At 48.0% G+C, this 14,654-nt stretch carries 11 protein-coding genes, 21 tRNA genes and 2 rRNA genes (1 of these 34 running past the window's edge); 5 read left to right on the plus strand and 29 right to left on the minus strand.

Going from position 1 to position 14,654, the window contains the following annotated elements:
• Positions 1-163 precede the first annotated feature (163 nt).
• The 3 genes from NYE28_RS16005 to NYE28_RS16015 are packed head-to-tail and all read left to right on the plus strand — an operon-like array spanning position 164 to position 2,775.
• Positions 164-1,495, plus strand: coding sequence for a cytochrome ubiquinol oxidase subunit I (locus NYE28_RS16005; RefSeq protein ID WP_003152226.1), 1,332 nt, complete (start codon positions 164-166; stop codon positions 1,493-1,495).
• A 23-nt stretch (positions 1,496-1,518) separates the two neighbouring features.
• Positions 1,519-2,559, plus strand: coding sequence for a cytochrome d ubiquinol oxidase subunit II (locus NYE28_RS16010; RefSeq protein ID WP_038459591.1), 1,041 nt, complete (start codon positions 1,519-1,521; stop codon positions 2,557-2,559).
• A gap of 57 nt (positions 2,560-2,616) precedes the next feature.
• Positions 2,617-2,775, plus strand: coding sequence for a DUF1540 domain-containing protein (locus NYE28_RS16015; protein ID WP_007408842.1), 159 nt, complete (start codon positions 2,617-2,619; stop codon positions 2,773-2,775).
• 382 nt (positions 2,776-3,157) lie between these two features.
• Here NYE28_RS16015 and menC read toward each other — a convergent pair whose 3' ends face one another.
• From menC to NYE28_RS16045, 6 genes are all read right to left on the minus strand, one after another.
• Complete coding sequence (menC, locus tag NYE28_RS16020) at positions 3,158-4,273, minus strand: o-succinylbenzoate synthase (RefSeq protein ID WP_038459593.1); 1,116 nt, start codon at positions 4,271-4,273, stop codon at positions 3,158-3,160.
• Positions 4,270-5,733 (minus strand): o-succinylbenzoate--CoA ligase, encoded by a 1,464-nt coding sequence (locus tag NYE28_RS16025; protein WP_015240439.1) that lies wholly within the window; start codon positions 5,731-5,733, stop codon positions 4,270-4,272. The genes menC and NYE28_RS16025 overlap by 4 nt, the downstream gene beginning before the upstream one ends.
• 87 nt (positions 5,734-5,820) lie before the next feature.
• Positions 5,821-6,639 (minus strand): 1,4-dihydroxy-2-naphthoyl-CoA synthase, encoded by an 819-nt coding sequence (gene menB / locus NYE28_RS16030; protein ID WP_007408846.1) that lies wholly within the window; start codon positions 6,637-6,639, stop codon positions 5,821-5,823.
• A gap of 58 nt (positions 6,640-6,697) precedes the next feature.
• The gene (menH, locus tag NYE28_RS16035) at positions 6,698-7,522 is read right to left on the minus strand and encodes a 2-succinyl-6-hydroxy-2,4-cyclohexadiene-1-carboxylate synthase (protein WP_012118267.1); all 825 of its coding nucleotides are present in this window, start codon (positions 7,520-7,522) and stop codon (positions 6,698-6,700) included.
• A complete protein-coding gene (gene menD / locus NYE28_RS16040) occupies positions 7,510-9,246 on the minus strand; it encodes a 2-succinyl-5-enolpyruvyl-6-hydroxy-3-cyclohexene-1-carboxylic-acid synthase (protein WP_038459596.1) in 1,737 nt (578 codons plus the stop codon). The genes menH and menD overlap by 13 nt, the downstream gene beginning before the upstream one ends.
• Positions 9,243-10,658, minus strand: coding sequence for an isochorismate synthase MenF (locus NYE28_RS16045; RefSeq protein WP_337681426.1), 1,416 nt, complete (start codon positions 10,656-10,658; stop codon positions 9,243-9,245). Before NYE28_RS16045 ends, menD begins: the two co-directional genes overlap by 4 nt.
• Positions 10,659-10,940: 282 nt before the next feature.
• Between NYE28_RS16045 and NYE28_RS16050 the strand changes: the two genes are divergently transcribed.
• Together NYE28_RS16050 and NYE28_RS16055 are read left to right on the plus strand one after the other, a co-directional pair.
• Positions 10,941-11,660, plus strand: coding sequence for a TraR/DksA C4-type zinc finger protein (locus NYE28_RS16050; RefSeq protein ID WP_007408850.1), 720 nt, complete (start codon positions 10,941-10,943; stop codon positions 11,658-11,660).
• A 157-nt stretch (positions 11,661-11,817) separates the two neighbouring features.
• Positions 11,818-12,288 (plus strand): tryptophan-rich sensory protein, encoded by a 471-nt coding sequence (locus tag NYE28_RS16055; RefSeq protein ID WP_076425165.1) that lies wholly within the window; start codon positions 11,818-11,820, stop codon positions 12,286-12,288.
• 34 nt (positions 12,289-12,322) lie between these two features.
• Here NYE28_RS16055 and NYE28_RS16060 read toward each other — a convergent pair.
• The 23 genes from NYE28_RS16060 to NYE28_RS16170 all read right to left on the minus strand — a co-directional run.
• A tRNA-Glu gene (locus NYE28_RS16060) sits at positions 12,323-12,394 on the minus strand.
• 3 nt (positions 12,395-12,397) lie between these two features.
• A tRNA-Ser gene (locus NYE28_RS16065) sits at positions 12,398-12,488 on the minus strand.
• Between the two features lie 3 nt (positions 12,489-12,491).
• A tRNA-Asn gene (locus NYE28_RS16070) sits at positions 12,492-12,566 on the minus strand.
• A gap of 10 nt (positions 12,567-12,576) precedes the next feature.
• Positions 12,577-12,653 (minus strand) — tRNA-Ile (locus tag NYE28_RS16075).
• A 15-nt stretch (positions 12,654-12,668) separates the two neighbouring features.
• A tRNA-Gly gene (locus tag NYE28_RS16080) sits at positions 12,669-12,742 on the minus strand.
• A gap of 8 nt (positions 12,743-12,750) precedes the next feature.
• Positions 12,751-12,826: transfer RNA gene (locus NYE28_RS16085), tRNA-His, on the minus strand.
• 20 nt (positions 12,827-12,846) lie between these two features.
• Positions 12,847-12,922 (minus strand) — tRNA-Phe (locus NYE28_RS16090).
• A gap of 10 nt (positions 12,923-12,932) precedes the next feature.
• Positions 12,933-13,009: transfer RNA gene (locus NYE28_RS16095), tRNA-Asp, on the minus strand.
• A gap of 7 nt (positions 13,010-13,016) precedes the next feature.
• Positions 13,017-13,093 (minus strand) — tRNA-Met (locus NYE28_RS16100).
• 19 nt (positions 13,094-13,112) lie between these two features.
• Positions 13,113-13,205: transfer RNA gene (locus NYE28_RS16105), tRNA-Ser, on the minus strand.
• Between the two features lie 7 nt (positions 13,206-13,212).
• Positions 13,213-13,289, minus strand: a tRNA-Ile gene (locus NYE28_RS16110).
• Positions 13,290-13,291: 2 nt separating this feature from the next.
• Positions 13,292-13,368 (minus strand) — tRNA-Met (locus NYE28_RS16115).
• Between the two features lie 20 nt (positions 13,369-13,388).
• Positions 13,389-13,461 (minus strand) — tRNA-Ala (locus tag NYE28_RS16120).
• Positions 13,462-13,465: 4 nt separating this feature from the next.
• Positions 13,466-13,542 (minus strand) — tRNA-Pro (locus NYE28_RS16125).
• A gap of 17 nt (positions 13,543-13,559) precedes the next feature.
• Positions 13,560-13,636 (minus strand) — tRNA-Arg (locus tag NYE28_RS16130).
• A 9-nt stretch (positions 13,637-13,645) separates the two neighbouring features.
• Positions 13,646-13,731: transfer RNA gene (locus NYE28_RS16135), tRNA-Leu, on the minus strand.
• Between the two features lie 19 nt (positions 13,732-13,750).
• A tRNA-Gly gene (locus tag NYE28_RS16140) sits at positions 13,751-13,825 on the minus strand.
• Positions 13,826-13,834: 9 nt separating this feature from the next.
• A tRNA-Leu gene (locus NYE28_RS16145) sits at positions 13,835-13,918 on the minus strand.
• A gap of 10 nt (positions 13,919-13,928) precedes the next feature.
• Positions 13,929-14,004: transfer RNA gene (locus NYE28_RS16150), tRNA-Lys, on the minus strand.
• Between the two features lie 37 nt (positions 14,005-14,041).
• Positions 14,042-14,117, minus strand: a tRNA-Thr gene (locus tag NYE28_RS16155).
• A gap of 29 nt (positions 14,118-14,146) precedes the next feature.
• A tRNA-Val gene (locus NYE28_RS16160) sits at positions 14,147-14,222 on the minus strand.
• A gap of 23 nt (positions 14,223-14,245) precedes the next feature.
• Positions 14,246-14,361 (minus strand): 5S ribosomal RNA (gene rrf / locus NYE28_RS16165).
• Positions 14,362-14,411: 50 nt separating this feature from the next.
• Positions 14,412-14,654 (minus strand): 23S ribosomal RNA (locus NYE28_RS16170); it runs 2,687 nt beyond the window's last position.

Below are 14,654 nucleotides of genomic sequence, written 5' to 3' on the forward strand. Positions count from 1 at the left end.
TTTTATTTTAAACCTTAAATATCCGCTTGTCAATCATATATGCCCTGATCCCCTGATTTCTAAACCCTGCACATATATGGAATCGGAAGAATAATCTAATCGCTTCAGCAAATAATATAACCACATTACATAAAACGGTAATTTAGAAAGGCGGTTTATGATCGTGGATGATTTAGTGTTAGCCAGAAGCCTGTTCGGGACAACCATGGGCTTTCATATTATTTTTGCGACGCTTGGTGTCGGCTTGCCTCTGATGATTTTAATGGCTGAATTGATTTACCAAAAAACAAAAGATCCGCATTATGCCATTATGGCAAAACGGTGGACGAAGGCGCAGGCTGTTCTGCTCGGCGTGGCGATACCGACCGGAACGATCGCGGGTACACAGCTTGCCCTTTTGTGGCCCGGATTCATGGAAGTCATCGGCAGGGTGATGTCACTCCCGTTTCAGATTGAAATTTATGCATTCTTTATCGAAGCGCTGTTTATGTCCATTTATGTCTACGCCGCTGACCGGCTGACTCCTGCGATGCGCATCATTGCCGTAATTTTCGTTTTGATCGGCGCCGCGGCATCCGCCGTCTTAATCACAAATGTTCACGCATTTGAAGGAACGCCGGCCGGCTTTAAAATTTTAAACGGCAAAATCACTGACGTCGAACCGTGGGCAGCGTTTTTTAATCCAAGCTTTTTCACCACCGCGGGCCATGTCGTTCTGACGGCTTTCATGACCGGGGCATTTATCGTTGCGTCAGTTGCGGCTTATAAAATGCTGAGAACGAGAAAACAGGAGCAGGTATACCGCTTTCACCGAAAAGCGCTGCTGCTCGCCTTAACGATCGGCGGGATATTCTCCATTATTGCCTCTTTAAACGGTCACGAGTCAGCCCAGCTTCTTTACGAATACCAGCCTGAGAAGCTTGCGGGCGCAGAAGGGCTGTTTGAAACTAGATCACACGCTCCGCTTGCGATCGGGGGTTTTACTGATGCAAAAGAAGAAAAAGTAAAATGGGCGATAGAAGTGCCGTGGGCTTTAAGCTTTTTGGCTGCAAACAGCTTTGATACCGTCGTCAAAGGATTGAACGCGTTTCCGAAAGACGAGTGGCCGCCTTTATTCATCCATACACTGTTTAACGGAATGGTCGGCATCGGGATGCTGCTCATTTTGTACTCAATCATCGGCATCGTGTGGAGAAAAATTTTAAAGAAAGACAGCTTTCCGACTTGGCTTTTGATTTTATTTTTAACTGCAGGGCCGCTCAGTCTGATCGGAATTGAATTCGGGTGGATATTCGCTTGTACGGGGCGGCAGCCATGGGTGATTTACCATCTCTTGAAAACGTCTGATGTCGTCACGACAACCGGTTCAATCGGTTTGCTGTTCATCCTGTTTACAGTGGTTTACGCCATTTTGGCAGCTGCAGTCATTTATGTGCTGCTTTATTATTTCCGCAAACATCCCGTTGAGGAGGATGTAAAAGCGGCGGAATCCTAACAATAGAAAGGGCTGAAATTAAAATGGACATTACCATGGATGCTCTCATTGCGATATCAATCGTATGGGGCTTCGTGTTTATCTACGCGGTCATGGCAACGATGGACTTCGGAGCCGGCTTTTGGTCGATGATTTATTTAAATAGAGAACAAACAAAGGCGACAAACATCGCCAACCGTTATTTGTCCCCGACATGGGAAGTGACCAACGTCTTTATCGTCGCAATCGTTGTCGCCCTATTCAGCTTCTTTCCAGGGGCAACCTTCGTGCTGGGAACCGTTTTATTGATCCCAGGGAGTATTATTTTGCTGCTTTTAGCCATCCGCAGCGGCTTTCTCGTCTTCTCCAATACGGCGAAGGAAAGAAAAATCATGAGATATATCTCCGGAATTTCGGGCTTCGTTATTCCCGCTGTGCTGATTTTGGTCCTTCCGGTCACACACGGAGGATTTATTGATAAGACGGGCGGCGTGTATCACCTGAATTTGGCAAATGTCTTTACAAGCCTTAATGCGTATGCGTTTATCGGCTTTGCCATTTTAAGCACTTTATTTTTATCTTCACTGCTTCTGGCCGATTTTTCAAATGTTGCGGAAGAGGACCATGCGTACCGCATCTACAGACGGAGCTCTTTACTAACAGGGCCGCTGTCGCTTCTTTTTGCCTTCTTCATTATGCTGACATTACGCTCTGAAGCCGGCTGGCTGTATACGGGGATGATGAAAGACAAGACATGGCTCATTCTGTCTGTCATTACATTTATCATTGCTGGCGTGGCTCTGTTTTTGCCGAATAAGCGCTTCGGCCGCAACCTCGGCAAACCGAGAATCGCCATGATCGCCATTGCGCTTCAATACTTTCTGGCAAGCTATGCATACGGACGGGCGCATCTTCCTTATATGATTTATCCGGATATTACGGTCATGTCAGGATTTACGGAGCCGGCCACCTTCAGGGCGCTGTTTATGACGTATATCGTCGCTTTCATTATTTTGTTTCCCGGGTTTTATTTCTTCTGGAAGCTCTTTATGAAAGACAGACGTTATATCCGCCAGGAGGAATAACAAAAATCAGGGCGGCTCATACTAATGGCGTACCTTTTATCTTGGAGGGGAGCCAGCATGGACCAAAAAATTCTGTGTGAAGTCAATAACTGTTCATATTGGGGCAGAGGAAACAAATGCACGGCCGACGCGATTTATGTGGTCAGCCATACAGGCGAAACCGCTGAAAAAAGTGAAGAAACGGATTGCAAAACCTTTAAACCGCATGATTTATAAAAGAAAAGAGCTGTTTTATACAGCTCTTTTTCATTTCCGCGCCGCAAGCCTTTTTGAAATCAGCCACTGAGCCGGAGAAAATCGCGCGGATGAGAAGCATGGCAGAAAGGCGGTTCGTCGGCAAATATAGGCGGCAGACGGTACGATCAGTATCGCATTCATGACAAGCACAGAATTTTTTATCAAGATGTACATGTTTGCCCAGCCAGAAAGCAACACCTGCATGTAAAGCCGACACTGTTTGAAGAATAAAAAATCATCGCATCCGCCTATTAAAAAAACCGGCTGATACAGCCGGTTCAAACTGGGGAAGGGGTGATGATGAACAGTTTCAATATAACAGCAGCATACAGGCAGCTCAACTCGCTGAAATGTCTTTTTATCAGTTGTTTGTCGTAAAAACGTCCATTTGGGTGACGTATTTTCTCATTATTTCCTGATTGACTTCAACACCCAGTCCGGGACCGTCCGGAACAGAGATGAATCCCTCTTCGATACGTATGTCGGGAGTGACAATATCCTCCTCCCAGTATCGGTCTGATGAGGAAATATCACCCGGTATCGTAAATTGCGGCAGCGAAGCAAGCGCGACTGTCTGCGCTCTCGAAATGCCGGTTTCAAACATTCCGCCGCACCAAACCGGCATGTGATGCTCTCTGCATAAGTCATGTATTTTTAAAGCCTCTGTCAGGCCTCCTACACGCGCCGGTTTTATGTTAATGATTTTACAGCTCCCAAGCTCAATCGCCCGCCTTGCGTCATCACATGAGCATATGCTTTCATCAAGGCATACCGCGGTTCTCAAGTGTTTCTGCAGGTGGCGGTGATCGACAATATCATCTGCTTGAAGCGGCTGTTCTATCATCAAGAGCTGGAATTCATCCAACTCTTTCAGCCTGCTGATGTCTTTCAGTTCATATGCCGAGTTGGCATCCGCCATCAGCGGTACGTTCGGAAAACGGCTGCGGATGGCTCTGACCAGATCAACGTCATGGCCGGGCTGAATTTTTATTTTTATACGTTGATAACCTTCTTTTACGTATTGCTCAATTTCCCGAAGCATCTCATCAGCCGAAGCCAGACCCACCGCCACGCCGGCGGGCACTTTATCTCTTTTGCCCCCTAAGGCTTCTGCGAGAGATATCCCCTTTTTCTTGGCATATAGATCCCACACGGCTGATTCCAGCCCCGCTTTTGCCATGCGGTTTCCTTTGAAACGCGCGAGACTGTCAGGCACTTCTGACGGATGGAAAAACTCGCGGCCTACGACATTTGGGATGAAAAAATCTCTCAGCATATGCGCGCATGTCTGAATCGTTTCTTCTGTATACCACGGAGAAGAAAACGCCGATACCTCCCCCCAGCCGGTTCTCCCGGTTTCATCGATCGCTTCCACGATCAAAAATTTACGATCCTGCAGCGTTTCAATACTTGTTTTAAACGGTTTTTTCAGCCTCATACTTACATGATAAAGGGTGATTTTTTCAATCTTAATCATGATAATTCTCCTTTACGAAGCTCATTCAGCCGATGCCTCATCAGTTTATTGGACGCGTTCCGCGGGAGCCCGTCAACCTCGAAAAAAGCAGCCGGTATTTTATATTTTGCAAGCCGCTCACGGCAAAAGGCGGTCAGCTCCTCAGAACTGACAGAAGAAGTCAGCACGAGAAAAGCATGCGGCACTTTCCCCCACTTCGGATCTTCGGCTCCCGAAACACCGGCCTCTGCTACAGCCGGATGGGCAAGCAGCGCCGCTTCCACTTCTGCCGGGTAGATGTTTTCTCCGCCTGAAATAATGAGGTCCGACCGCCTGTCCAGCACGTATAAAAACCCTTCATCATCCAAATAGCCAAGATCGCCCGTTTTAAACCATCCATTATGAAAAGCGGCCTGGTTTGCGTCGTCACGATGGTAATACCCTTTCATTACATTCGGGCCTTTCACCGTAATTTCACCGTGTTCAAACGGCGCACAAGGGTTTCCGTCTTTTTCAATTCTAATTTCGCATGAAAACAGCGGTTTACCGGCCGAGCCGAGCTTGTCCATGCTGAATTCCGGAGAAAGCGTGACAATCTGTGAGCAGGTTTCAGTCAAGCCATAAGATTGGAATACCGGAAATTGTTTCCTGCGGCATTCTTCAAGGAGCGGCAGCGGTGCCGGACCCCCGCCAAGCAGAATGCAGCGCAGTGATTCAGGACATTGTTCAGTTTCCGCAAGCAGGCCCGAAAGCATGGTCTGCACCGCTGAAATGATCGTGACCTGATGGGAGCTGATGCTGTCCAGCACATCAGTGACAGAAAATTTTTGATGAAGCACGACAGGCATGCCGTAAATGACCGACTTAAACAGCGCAGACAGACCGCTGATATGAAACAGCGGCAGCGCAATAAGCCAGCGGTCCCGCTCCGTGACCCCCAGATTCAGCGCAGACGATACAGCGCTGGAATAATGATTACCGAAAGTCTGCTGCACCCCCTTCGGCCTTCCCGTTGTTCCTGACGTATACATAAGAGTCGCCGTATCATCAAGCGTTACATAAGCTTCAGGTTCAATGTCTCCCGCCTCTTCAGCCTGCAGCTCGTCCACATCTGCAGCGGCGACCGCAGATTCATATTCTTCGCGGCAAAAACCGTCCTCCGTCAATAAAAGCTTTGCCTGTGAATCTTCGAGCTGAAACAACCGTTCCTGTTTTGAGAGCTTCGTATTCAACAGCACAGCTTCCGCCCCTAATAAGAAGCAGGCGTGAACGGCATAAACCATTTCCGGTCTGTTAGAAAGCAAAATCGCAGCGCGGTCTCCTTTTTTAAGCGAGCAGTATTTATACAGCCGCGCGGCCATTTGTTTAGAAGCATGATATAATTCTCTGAATGTCATCTGTTTGTTTTCAAATATGAGAGCAATTCTCTCTGGTGTCAGCTGAGCCCTTTGAATGAGCCAATTCGGCTGTTCTGTCAGCATGTTATCATCTCCGAGGTAAAAGTACTGTTTTTGAAAAGAAAACAGCTTGGACCAGAGCGGCTCAAGCTGTTTCGTAGTGTCATCTGATCACGGAAAACGAGGGAACTGACCGAAATCGGGACTGCGTTTCTCTTTAAAGGAATCGCGGCCTTCTTTCGCTTCGTCAGTCGTGTAATAAAGAAGCGTTGCATCTCCTGCAAATTGCTGAATTCCGGCGAGGCCGTCTGTATCTGCATTAAATGCCGCTTTAAGGAAACGAAGGGCTGTAGGGCTTTTCTCAAGCATTTCTTCACACCATTTAATTGTTTCCTCTTCAAGTTTCTCTAATGGGACAACTGTATTGACAAGCCCCATGTCGAGCGCTTCCTGCGCGTTGTATTGACGGCACAGGTACCAGATTTCACGGGCTTTCTTATGTCCGACGATACGCGCCAGGTAACCTGAGCCGTAACCGGCATCAAAGCTTCCCACTTTCGGTCCGGTTTGGCCGAAAATCGCGTTATCGGCCGCAATCGTTAAATCACAGACGATATGAAGCACATGGCCTCCGCCGATGGCATAGCCTGATACCATCGCTACGACCGGTTTAGGAATCACGCGGATCAAACGCTGAAGATCAAGCACATTCAGACGCGGGATCTGATCGTCTCCGACATATCCGCCGTGACCGCGGACTTTTTGGTCTCCGCCTGAACAGAATGCTTTATCTCCCGCTCCCGCAAGAACGATGACACCAATATTGGAGTCATCACGCGCACGGGCAAACGCGTCAATCATTTCTGATACCGTCTTAGGAGTAAATGCGTTATGTACCTCCGGGCGGTTAATTGTTATTTTTGCAATACCGTTATACGTCTCGTACAGGATTTCATCGTACTGACGTTCACTTTTCCATTCTGCAGCCATTGATATGACCTCCTTCATTTTTGCCTGAGTCCGGCCGAAAAGCTATTTTCTTTATGCTTTACAAGCCGTATAAAAACTCACTTACTATCTTACCAAAAATTCGCGGCTGTTCCACATGTACCGTGTGCCCCGCCTGTTTGACAACCTCTATTTTACTTGATGGGAGCAGGTTATGCACCTTTTGATTAATAGCGCAAAACTTTTCATCCCATTCACCGCATATGAGCAGGACGGGCGCTTTGATGCGGTGTAATGCCTCCCACCAGGAAGGCTGTGAGCCCGTCCCCATTCCGAGCAGGCTGCCTGCAAGTCCGGACGGATTATTTTTCAGCCTGCCGGCACGGATGGACGCCTTTACGCTGTCCGGCAGAGAAAGCTGCGTGGCAAACAACGGAATGCCCTCCCAATAATCGACAAACGATGTTATACCTTCCCGCAATATAAAGTCAGCAAGCTTCCGGTCTGACTGAATCCGCTTTTTGCGTTCCTGAAGCGTGCTGAGGCCCGGGGTTGTACTTTCCAAAACAAGCGCTGACACCCGATGCGGAAATGCCTGTGCAAAGGAATACGCAAGTCTTCCCCCCATAGAATAACCAATAAGTTTCACTTTGTGAAGTTTTAATTGATCAAAAACGGCGGCAAGGTCCGCAACCTGCCGGCTCGCACTGTACCTTGCCGCTTGCACAGGCGCGTCTGTCTCCCCGTGACCCAGGCAGTCAATCATCACCATTCGTTCGCCGGGAAACATGCCGCGTAAAAACATCCATGATTCTTTGCTGCCCGTAAATCCATGCAGACAAACAATAGCTTCAGATGATTCGTGTCCGCTATCAGCAGCACGATAGCATACGCCGTCGGCCGTTTTAACTGTTACAGTTTCCATTCTTTTTTCACTTCCCGCACTGCGGCCTGCAGCAGATCGCGATGGAATTGAACTCTTGATGTCCGATCTGTTTTCAGCTCGATTATATGAAGTCCGGGCTTGTCCGCCTGCGGCTGATACGCATCCTTAAATGCCTCCCATGTCTCAGGGCAAGTATACGTCCCGCCGTACAGTGCGGCGGCATGCCGGAAATCAAGACCCGTCGGCGTACCGAACAGTTCTTCAAAATGAGTCTTATCAGATGCCTGCGGCAAAAACGAGAAAATCCCGCCGCCATCATTGTTTATTAAAATAACCGTAAGCGGAATTCCAAGTTTTTTAGCCGCTAACAGCCCGTTTAAATCATGGTAAAACGATAAATCTCCAATGACAAGCGTGACAGGAGCTTTTGTACCCTCACACAGTCCCATAGCCGAGGAGACAACTCCGTCAATTCCGTTAGCGCCGCGGTTGGCATAGACACGGAAGGAGCGATCTTGTTTTTCAAAGAACGTATCCACGTCGCGAATCGGCATGCTGTTGCCGACAAAAATCGAACTGCCTTCAGGGACAAGGTGCTGAAGCTGACGATATACATTTCCTTCAAATGATAAATCATCCATGCTCGCGGCCTGTAAATGACTCCGGAACCGCTCATTGACAAACTGCCATTTCTCAAGCCATCCGGACGGCCGTTTTCCGGTTTCAGCTGAACGGACCGCTTCCAAAAACACAGACGGATGGCAATGAATCATATGCGCGCCGGCCTGGGTGGGATCTCTCCATCCTCCGTCTTCATCGACGATAAACTGCTCAATGGCAGGATCATCTCTGAGCCATAAAAAGAGCGGTTTGGAAACCGGCATCGGGCCGAAGCGGATCACAGCATCAGGGCGCAGCGCCTCTTTTATTTCTTCATCTTTTAAAAACGAGTCATAAGCATCAATAATCAGCGTCTTATCATGCTTCCCGTTTCGGAGGTTTGAAAGCGGATCAGCCAAAATCGGGAACTGAAGCATCTCGGCAAGCGCGATGACTTGCTGCTTTTCTGCTTCACCGTGAATTTCGCCGCAGACGATCATACCTCTTTCGGTCCCCGCAAGACGCTCTGTAATATGACAGAGAGAATCTTGATCAGCTGACTGAATCCCTGTTGTGACTGAGACGTGCCGCCCCTTTCTCATTCTTTCAAAAGGTGCGGCTGATAAATCCGGCATCAAAGGCTCTCTGAGCGGCACATTGATATGGACTGGCCCCATCGGGCGCTTCCCGGCTTCACTTACGGCTCTGCCGGCCAATGTTCTGATATAGCTCAGCATTTGAGGATTTTCCTCAGGCAGAGCCGAGTCTGTGAAAAACTTAACAAAGTTACCGAACAGAAAATGCTGGTTAATCGCCTGAGGCGCCCCCACTTCCCTCAATTCATGAGGCCGGTCAGCAGTCAGGACAATCAGAGGCACTCTTGAATAATGAGCTTCAATCACGGCCGGATAGAAGTTAGCCGCCGCCGTTCCTGACGTACAAATCAGCATGACCGGACGCTGGCGGGCTTTTGCAAGACCGAGTGCGAAAAAACCTGCGGATCGTTCATCAATCTGTATATGGACTTGAATATCCGGGTGGGCCGCCGCCAAAACCGCCAAGGGAGTTGACCTCGACCCCGGGCAAACAACTGCGTCGGTGACACCTGATAGAGCGAATTCATCAATAAAGCTTCCGATATAATGTGTAATCGGGTTTGTCAAAGCCTTTCACCTCCTAAAGCAGAGATCATCGGCTTTAGTTTAATTTGTGTTTCTTCATATTCTGATTGCGGATCTGAATCTTCAACAATGCCGCAGCCTGCGAAAAGCCGCGCACTTTTGCCTTCAATCAGCCCTGATCGGATAGCCACGACAAATTCTCCGTTTTCCCTGCCGTCCATCCAGCCGATCGGGGCCGCATACCATCCGCGTGTCATCGGTTCAATATCAGCGATAATCTCAACAGCTTTCTGCTGGGGAGCTCCGCCCAATGCCGGTGTGGGATGCAGCTTTTCAATTAAATCAAACAGCGAAGCGGACGTTTTAAGATGGCCTGTGATCGGCGTATATAGATGCTGAACACTTTTTGTTTTATATAATTGCGGACCTGCAGGCTTTTTCACATCGCTGCAGCTCGACAAAAAAGAATCGTGTATCATCTTAACCACAAAATCATGTTCCGCGAGATTTTTTTCGTCATGCAGCAGCTCTTTGCCGAGACGCTCATCTTCTTGTTGATTTTCTCCGCGCTTAATTGAACCTGCCAGACAGGTGGACATGACGTCTTTGCCGGATTTTTTGATCAGCCGTTCCGGTGAAGCGCCGACAAAGCATTTATCTCCCTGCTCAATCGCAAAAACATAGCTTGTCGTTTGGTCCGTCAAAAGCTTGCGGACAACGCTCTCCGCCGGAATAGGCCCATCATATGACAAAACGACTTCCCTTGCCAGCACGACTTTATCATATTGATTTGCTTTCATATCATTTGTTGCTGTTTTAATGGCTTCAAGCCAGTTTTCCACATCAAGTTCTTCCGCTTTTGTTAAAACAGGATATTCTTCATACTCGATTGAAGAAACTGAAAAAGCTTCCGAAAAAGATTTCAGACGTTTCAGCGTATCTTCTGCCTGATTACCGTCTGCCGCCCATTGATTGACGGTTAAATAATCACCATCTGCCGTCTTTGTCAGCATGAGTGAGGGGATAAAGAACAGTCCTTCTTCGAACCCGTTCCATTCGTCTCCTCTCTCTTCAGCGGGATTAAATGAAAAACCGCCGAATAAGACAGGACCGACCGCGGTATGCGCCGTCTCTTCTTCTTCATGAATATGAAAAGCCGTCTTTTTAAAGCGCTCCCATTGTTCAAAAACGTCGTGATAACGCTTTCCATTTTTTTCATTCGATTGGAACAGCGCTTCTGTGCCAAGACCGACTATTGTTAATTCACTACCGGGTTCTGACCAAAAAAATCGTTTGCCTTTATATTTTTTTGCTCCGTCTTTGAAAAATGATAGAGGGTCTAAAGACGCAATACGTCTTGAATAGCTCAATAAGACAGCATGGTTGACTTGTTTGGCTTTATGTAATGCATGATCTGCTTCCTCTCGGAACGTATGCTGCACCGTTGTCACCATGAGACATTCCTCCATAATCCGTTAAATGCTTTTAATACAATACACCTGTGATGACTTTGTGTCAAACACACAGATGTGAGCACGACAAAATGCCTGCATTTCTTATTATAAACCTTTTTGCGCAAATGAATAAAGAAACAAACTTGAATTTTCTTTCCCCACTCTCGGCAATCACTGTATCCTTTTACTTCCTCATGGGAAAATGACTATTTTTATCCACCATTTTTCTGCGCAAAAGCGTTCATACTAACAGTAAGCATCACATAGAAACGAGGGATTGATGTGCTTACAAACGAACAGATCACACACTTAAAAAAAGAATTGGAAGAAGCCAGACATGATATTTTGAGCCGCTTTAAAGAAAATGATCAATTTCAGTTAGCTGATGAATTCCCGTATCAGTCATCCGGCGAATTGTCTTCCTATGACAATCATCCCGGCGATCAGGCGACCGAATTATATGAGCGGGAAAAAGACCTGGCTCTGCTCGACCATGAACGGGAGCACCTTCGCGATATTGATTACTCTCTGAAACAAATTGAAAACGGCACATACGGCACATGTGAAGTCAGCGGCAAGGACATTCCTTATGACAGACTCGAAGCTCTGCCGACGGCTACGACATTGGCGGAATATTCCTCGCAGGATGCCGTTTCCAAAGACAGGCCGATTGAAGAGGAAACACCGTTCGGACAGTTTGAATTTGATGATGATGAATCAATCCGGGCGACTTACGATAGTGAAGATGCTTATCAGGATGTTGAGGAATACGGAAACTCAGAAACGCCTCAGGATTTAGAGGATCCTCCGCTCAGCTATGGGGATATGACAATGAACTCAGAAGAAAACATCGGCTATGCTGAGGATTATGAAAACTTTATCGCGACAGATATTACCGGAAAAAACATTTCCGTGTATCCAAGCAAAGCACACGAAAAATATGAACAGGAACTGGACGAAGAAGGAATTATGACGACCTTTGGCGATCTTCATGCTGATTAAAACCCCGGCCTGCCGGGGTTTTTGAATACAAATAAATGGTTTGCTGCATTTTTACACTGAAAACTCATACACTTAATGATGCATGAACCTTTTAAAAGGGTTTAATATTTCCAAAAAAGGGAACTAACGTATTGACATTGAATGACGGAGGGAACAAATGAAAAAGAAGTATATCGGTGCGATTATTGTATTTATCATTACATATGTCTTGTTTTCTTTAGCGGGGGTTCTCTTTCCCATCGACCGTGAATGGTATGACGCACTGCAAAAACCTGACTGGACGCCGAGCGGATCAGTGATCGGCATCATATGGGCGGTTTTGTTTGCGCTTATTTCGCTCTCAGCAGCCTTGATATACGCAAAGTTTTCATGTAAAGAATCCAAAACTTTTTGGGTGATGCTTCTCATCAATTATATCGTGAATCAAGGATTCAGCTATTTTCAATTCACACAGAAAAATTTGCTTGCTGCATCTATCGATTGCCTGCTTGTGGCGGTGACAACACTCATTCTGTTGCTCATTGCCGGTAAATACAGTAAAGCTTCAGCCTGGCTTCTGGTCCCTTATTTATTATGGAGCGCTTTTGCCACATACCTGTCTTTTACCATTTACACTATGAACGCATAATAAAAAACCTTGCATATTATGCAAGGTTTTTTAATGACCCGTACGGGATTCGAACCCGTGTTACCGCCGTGAAAGGGCGGTGTCTTAACCGCTTGACCAACGGGCCTTATGGCGGAGAAGGAGGGATTTGAACCCTCGCGCCGCTTACACGACCTACACCCTTAGCAGGGGCGCCTCTTCAGCCACTTGAGTACTTCTCCGTATGGCTCCACAGGCAGGATTCGAACCTGCGACCGATCGGTTAACAGCCGATAGCTCTACCACTGAGCTACTGTGGAAAAATCATCATGGTGGGCCTGAGTGGACTCGAACCACCGACCTCACGCTTATCAGGCGTGCGCTCTAACCAGCTGAGCTACAGGCCCATGACAATATAAAAATGGAGCGGGTGATGGGAATCGAACCCACGACATCAGCTTGGAAGGCTGAGGTTTTACCACTAAACTACACCCGCATGTTGTTTGGGGCGATTGATGGGAATCGAACCCACGAGTGCCAGAGCCACAATCTGGTGCGTTAACCACTTCGCCACAACCGCCAAAACAATATTAAATTAAATGGTGGCTCGGGACGGAATCGAACCGCCGACACACGGATTTTCAGTCCGTTGCTCTACCAACTGAGCTACCGAGCCTTTTTATAAATGGCGGTCCGGACGGGACTCGAACCCGCGACCTCCTGCGTGACAGGCAGGCATTCTAACCAACTGAACTACCGGACCATTTTTTTGGTTGCGGGGGCAGGATTTGAACCTGCGACCTTCGGGTTATGAGCCCGACGAGCTACCGAACTGCTCCACCCCGCGATGATAATTAAATTAGATATGGCGGAGGAAGAGGGATTCGAACCCCCGCGGGCTTTGACACCCCTGTCGGTTTTCAAGACCGATCCCTTCAGCCAGACTTGGGTATTCCTCCGTATAAGTGGTGGACCTTGTAGGACTCGAACCTACGACCGGACGGTTATGAGCCGTCTGCTCTAACCAACTGAGCTAAAGGTCCAATGGTAGCGGCGGAGGGGATCGAACCCCCGACCTCACGGGTATGAACCGTACGCTCTAGCCAGCTGAGCTACACCGCCAAAAAACAATTAAAATCAAGTGGAGCCTAGCGGGATCGAACCGCTGACCTCCTGCGTGCAAAGCAGGCGCTCTCCCAGCTGAGCTAAGGCCCCAAAATGGTCGGGAAGACAGGATTCGAACCTGCGACCCCATGGTCCCAAACCATGTGCTCTACCAAGCTGAGCTACTTCCCGTTTTTCAAAAGTATGTATGGCGCGCCCGAGAGGAGTCGAACCCCTAACCTTTTGATCCGTAGTCAAACGCTCTATCCAATTGAGCTACGGGCGCAACAATAAGTGCCGAGGGCCGGACTTGAACCGGCACGGTAGTCACCTACCGCAGGATTTTAAGTCCTGTGTGTCTGCCAATTCCACCACCCCGGCATGGATGGTATAGTATAGTTGGAGCGGAAGACGGGATTCGAACCCGCGACCCCCACCTTGGCAAGGTGATGTTCTACCACTGAACTACTTCCGCGTTTGGCAATGCGGATGAAGGGACTTGAACCCCCACGTCTGTAAAGACACTAGAGCCTGATTCTAGCGCGTCTGCCAATTCCGCCACATCCGCAAGAAAAACATGGTGAGCCATGAAGGACTCGAACCTTCGACCCTCTGATTAAAAGTCAGATGCTCTACCAACTGAGCTAATGGCTCTTATTACAAGAGACTTATATAGTATAACATATAAAGGTGGTGCCGGCAAGAGGACTTGAACCCCCAACCTACTGATTACAAGTCAGTTGCTCTACCAATTGAGCTACACCGGCTTAATACGCCAACTTATGTATGATAGGAATGGTGGAGGATGACGGGCTCGAACCGCCGACCCTCTGCTTGTAAGGCAGATGCTCTCCCAGCTGAGCTAATCCTCCATATATTACACTTGCGTGTAATGGCTTGGCGGCGTCCTACTCTCACAGGGGGAAACCCCCGACTACCATCGGCGCTGAAGAGCTTAACTTCCGTGTTCGGCATGGGAACGGGTGTGACCTCTTCGCTATCGCCACCAAACCATTGAGAGTGTTCTCTCAAAACTAGATAACAGTAAGCATACATTCAAATTGGTTAAGTCCTCGATCGATTAGTATCTGTCAGCTCCATGTGTCGCCACACTTCCACCTCAGACCTATCAACCTGATCATCTTTCAGGGATCTTACTTCCTTGCGGAATGGGAAATCTCATCTTGAGGGGGGCTTCATGCTTAGATGCTTTCAGCACTTATCCCGTCCGCACATAGCTACCCAGCGATGCCCTTGGCAGAACAACTGGTACACCAGCGGTGCGTCCATCCCGGTCCTCTCGT

The sequence above is a fragment of the Bacillus sp. FSL R5-0443 genome (genome assembly GCF_038608285.1).
GTDB classification, from domain to species: Bacteria; Bacillota; Bacilli; order Bacillales; family Bacillaceae; genus Bacillus; species Bacillus velezensis.

What these genes read in the sequence shown, in the direction of transcription:
- NYE28_RS16025 (WP_015240439.1), bottom strand. Translation starts at nt 5,733, where the DNA reads ATGCTGACAGAACAGCCGAATTGGCTCATTCAAAGGGCTCAGCTGACA.
- NYE28_RS16015 (WP_007408842.1), top strand. Translation starts at nt 2,617, where the DNA reads ATGGACCAAAAAATTCTGTGTGAAGTCAATAACTGTTCATATTGGGGC.
- NYE28_RS16045 (WP_337681426.1), bottom strand. Translation starts at nt 10,658, where the DNA reads ATGGTGACAACGGTGCAGCATACGTTCCGAGAGGAAGCAGATCATGCA.
- menH (WP_012118267.1), bottom strand. Translation starts at nt 7,522, where the DNA reads ATGGAAACTGTAACAGTTAAAACGGCCGACGGCGTATGCTATCGTGCT.
- NYE28_RS16010 (WP_038459591.1), top strand. Translation starts at nt 1,519, where the DNA reads ATGGACATTACCATGGATGCTCTCATTGCGATATCAATCGTATGGGGC.
- menB (WP_007408846.1), bottom strand. Translation starts at nt 6,639, where the DNA reads ATGGCTGCAGAATGGAAAAGTGAACGTCAGTACGATGAAATCCTGTAC.
- menC (WP_038459593.1), bottom strand. Translation starts at nt 4,273, where the DNA reads ATGATTAAGATTGAAAAAATCACCCTTTATCATGTAAGTATGAGGCTG.
- NYE28_RS16055 (WP_076425165.1), top strand. Translation starts at nt 11,818, where the DNA reads ATGAAAAAGAAGTATATCGGTGCGATTATTGTATTTATCATTACATAT.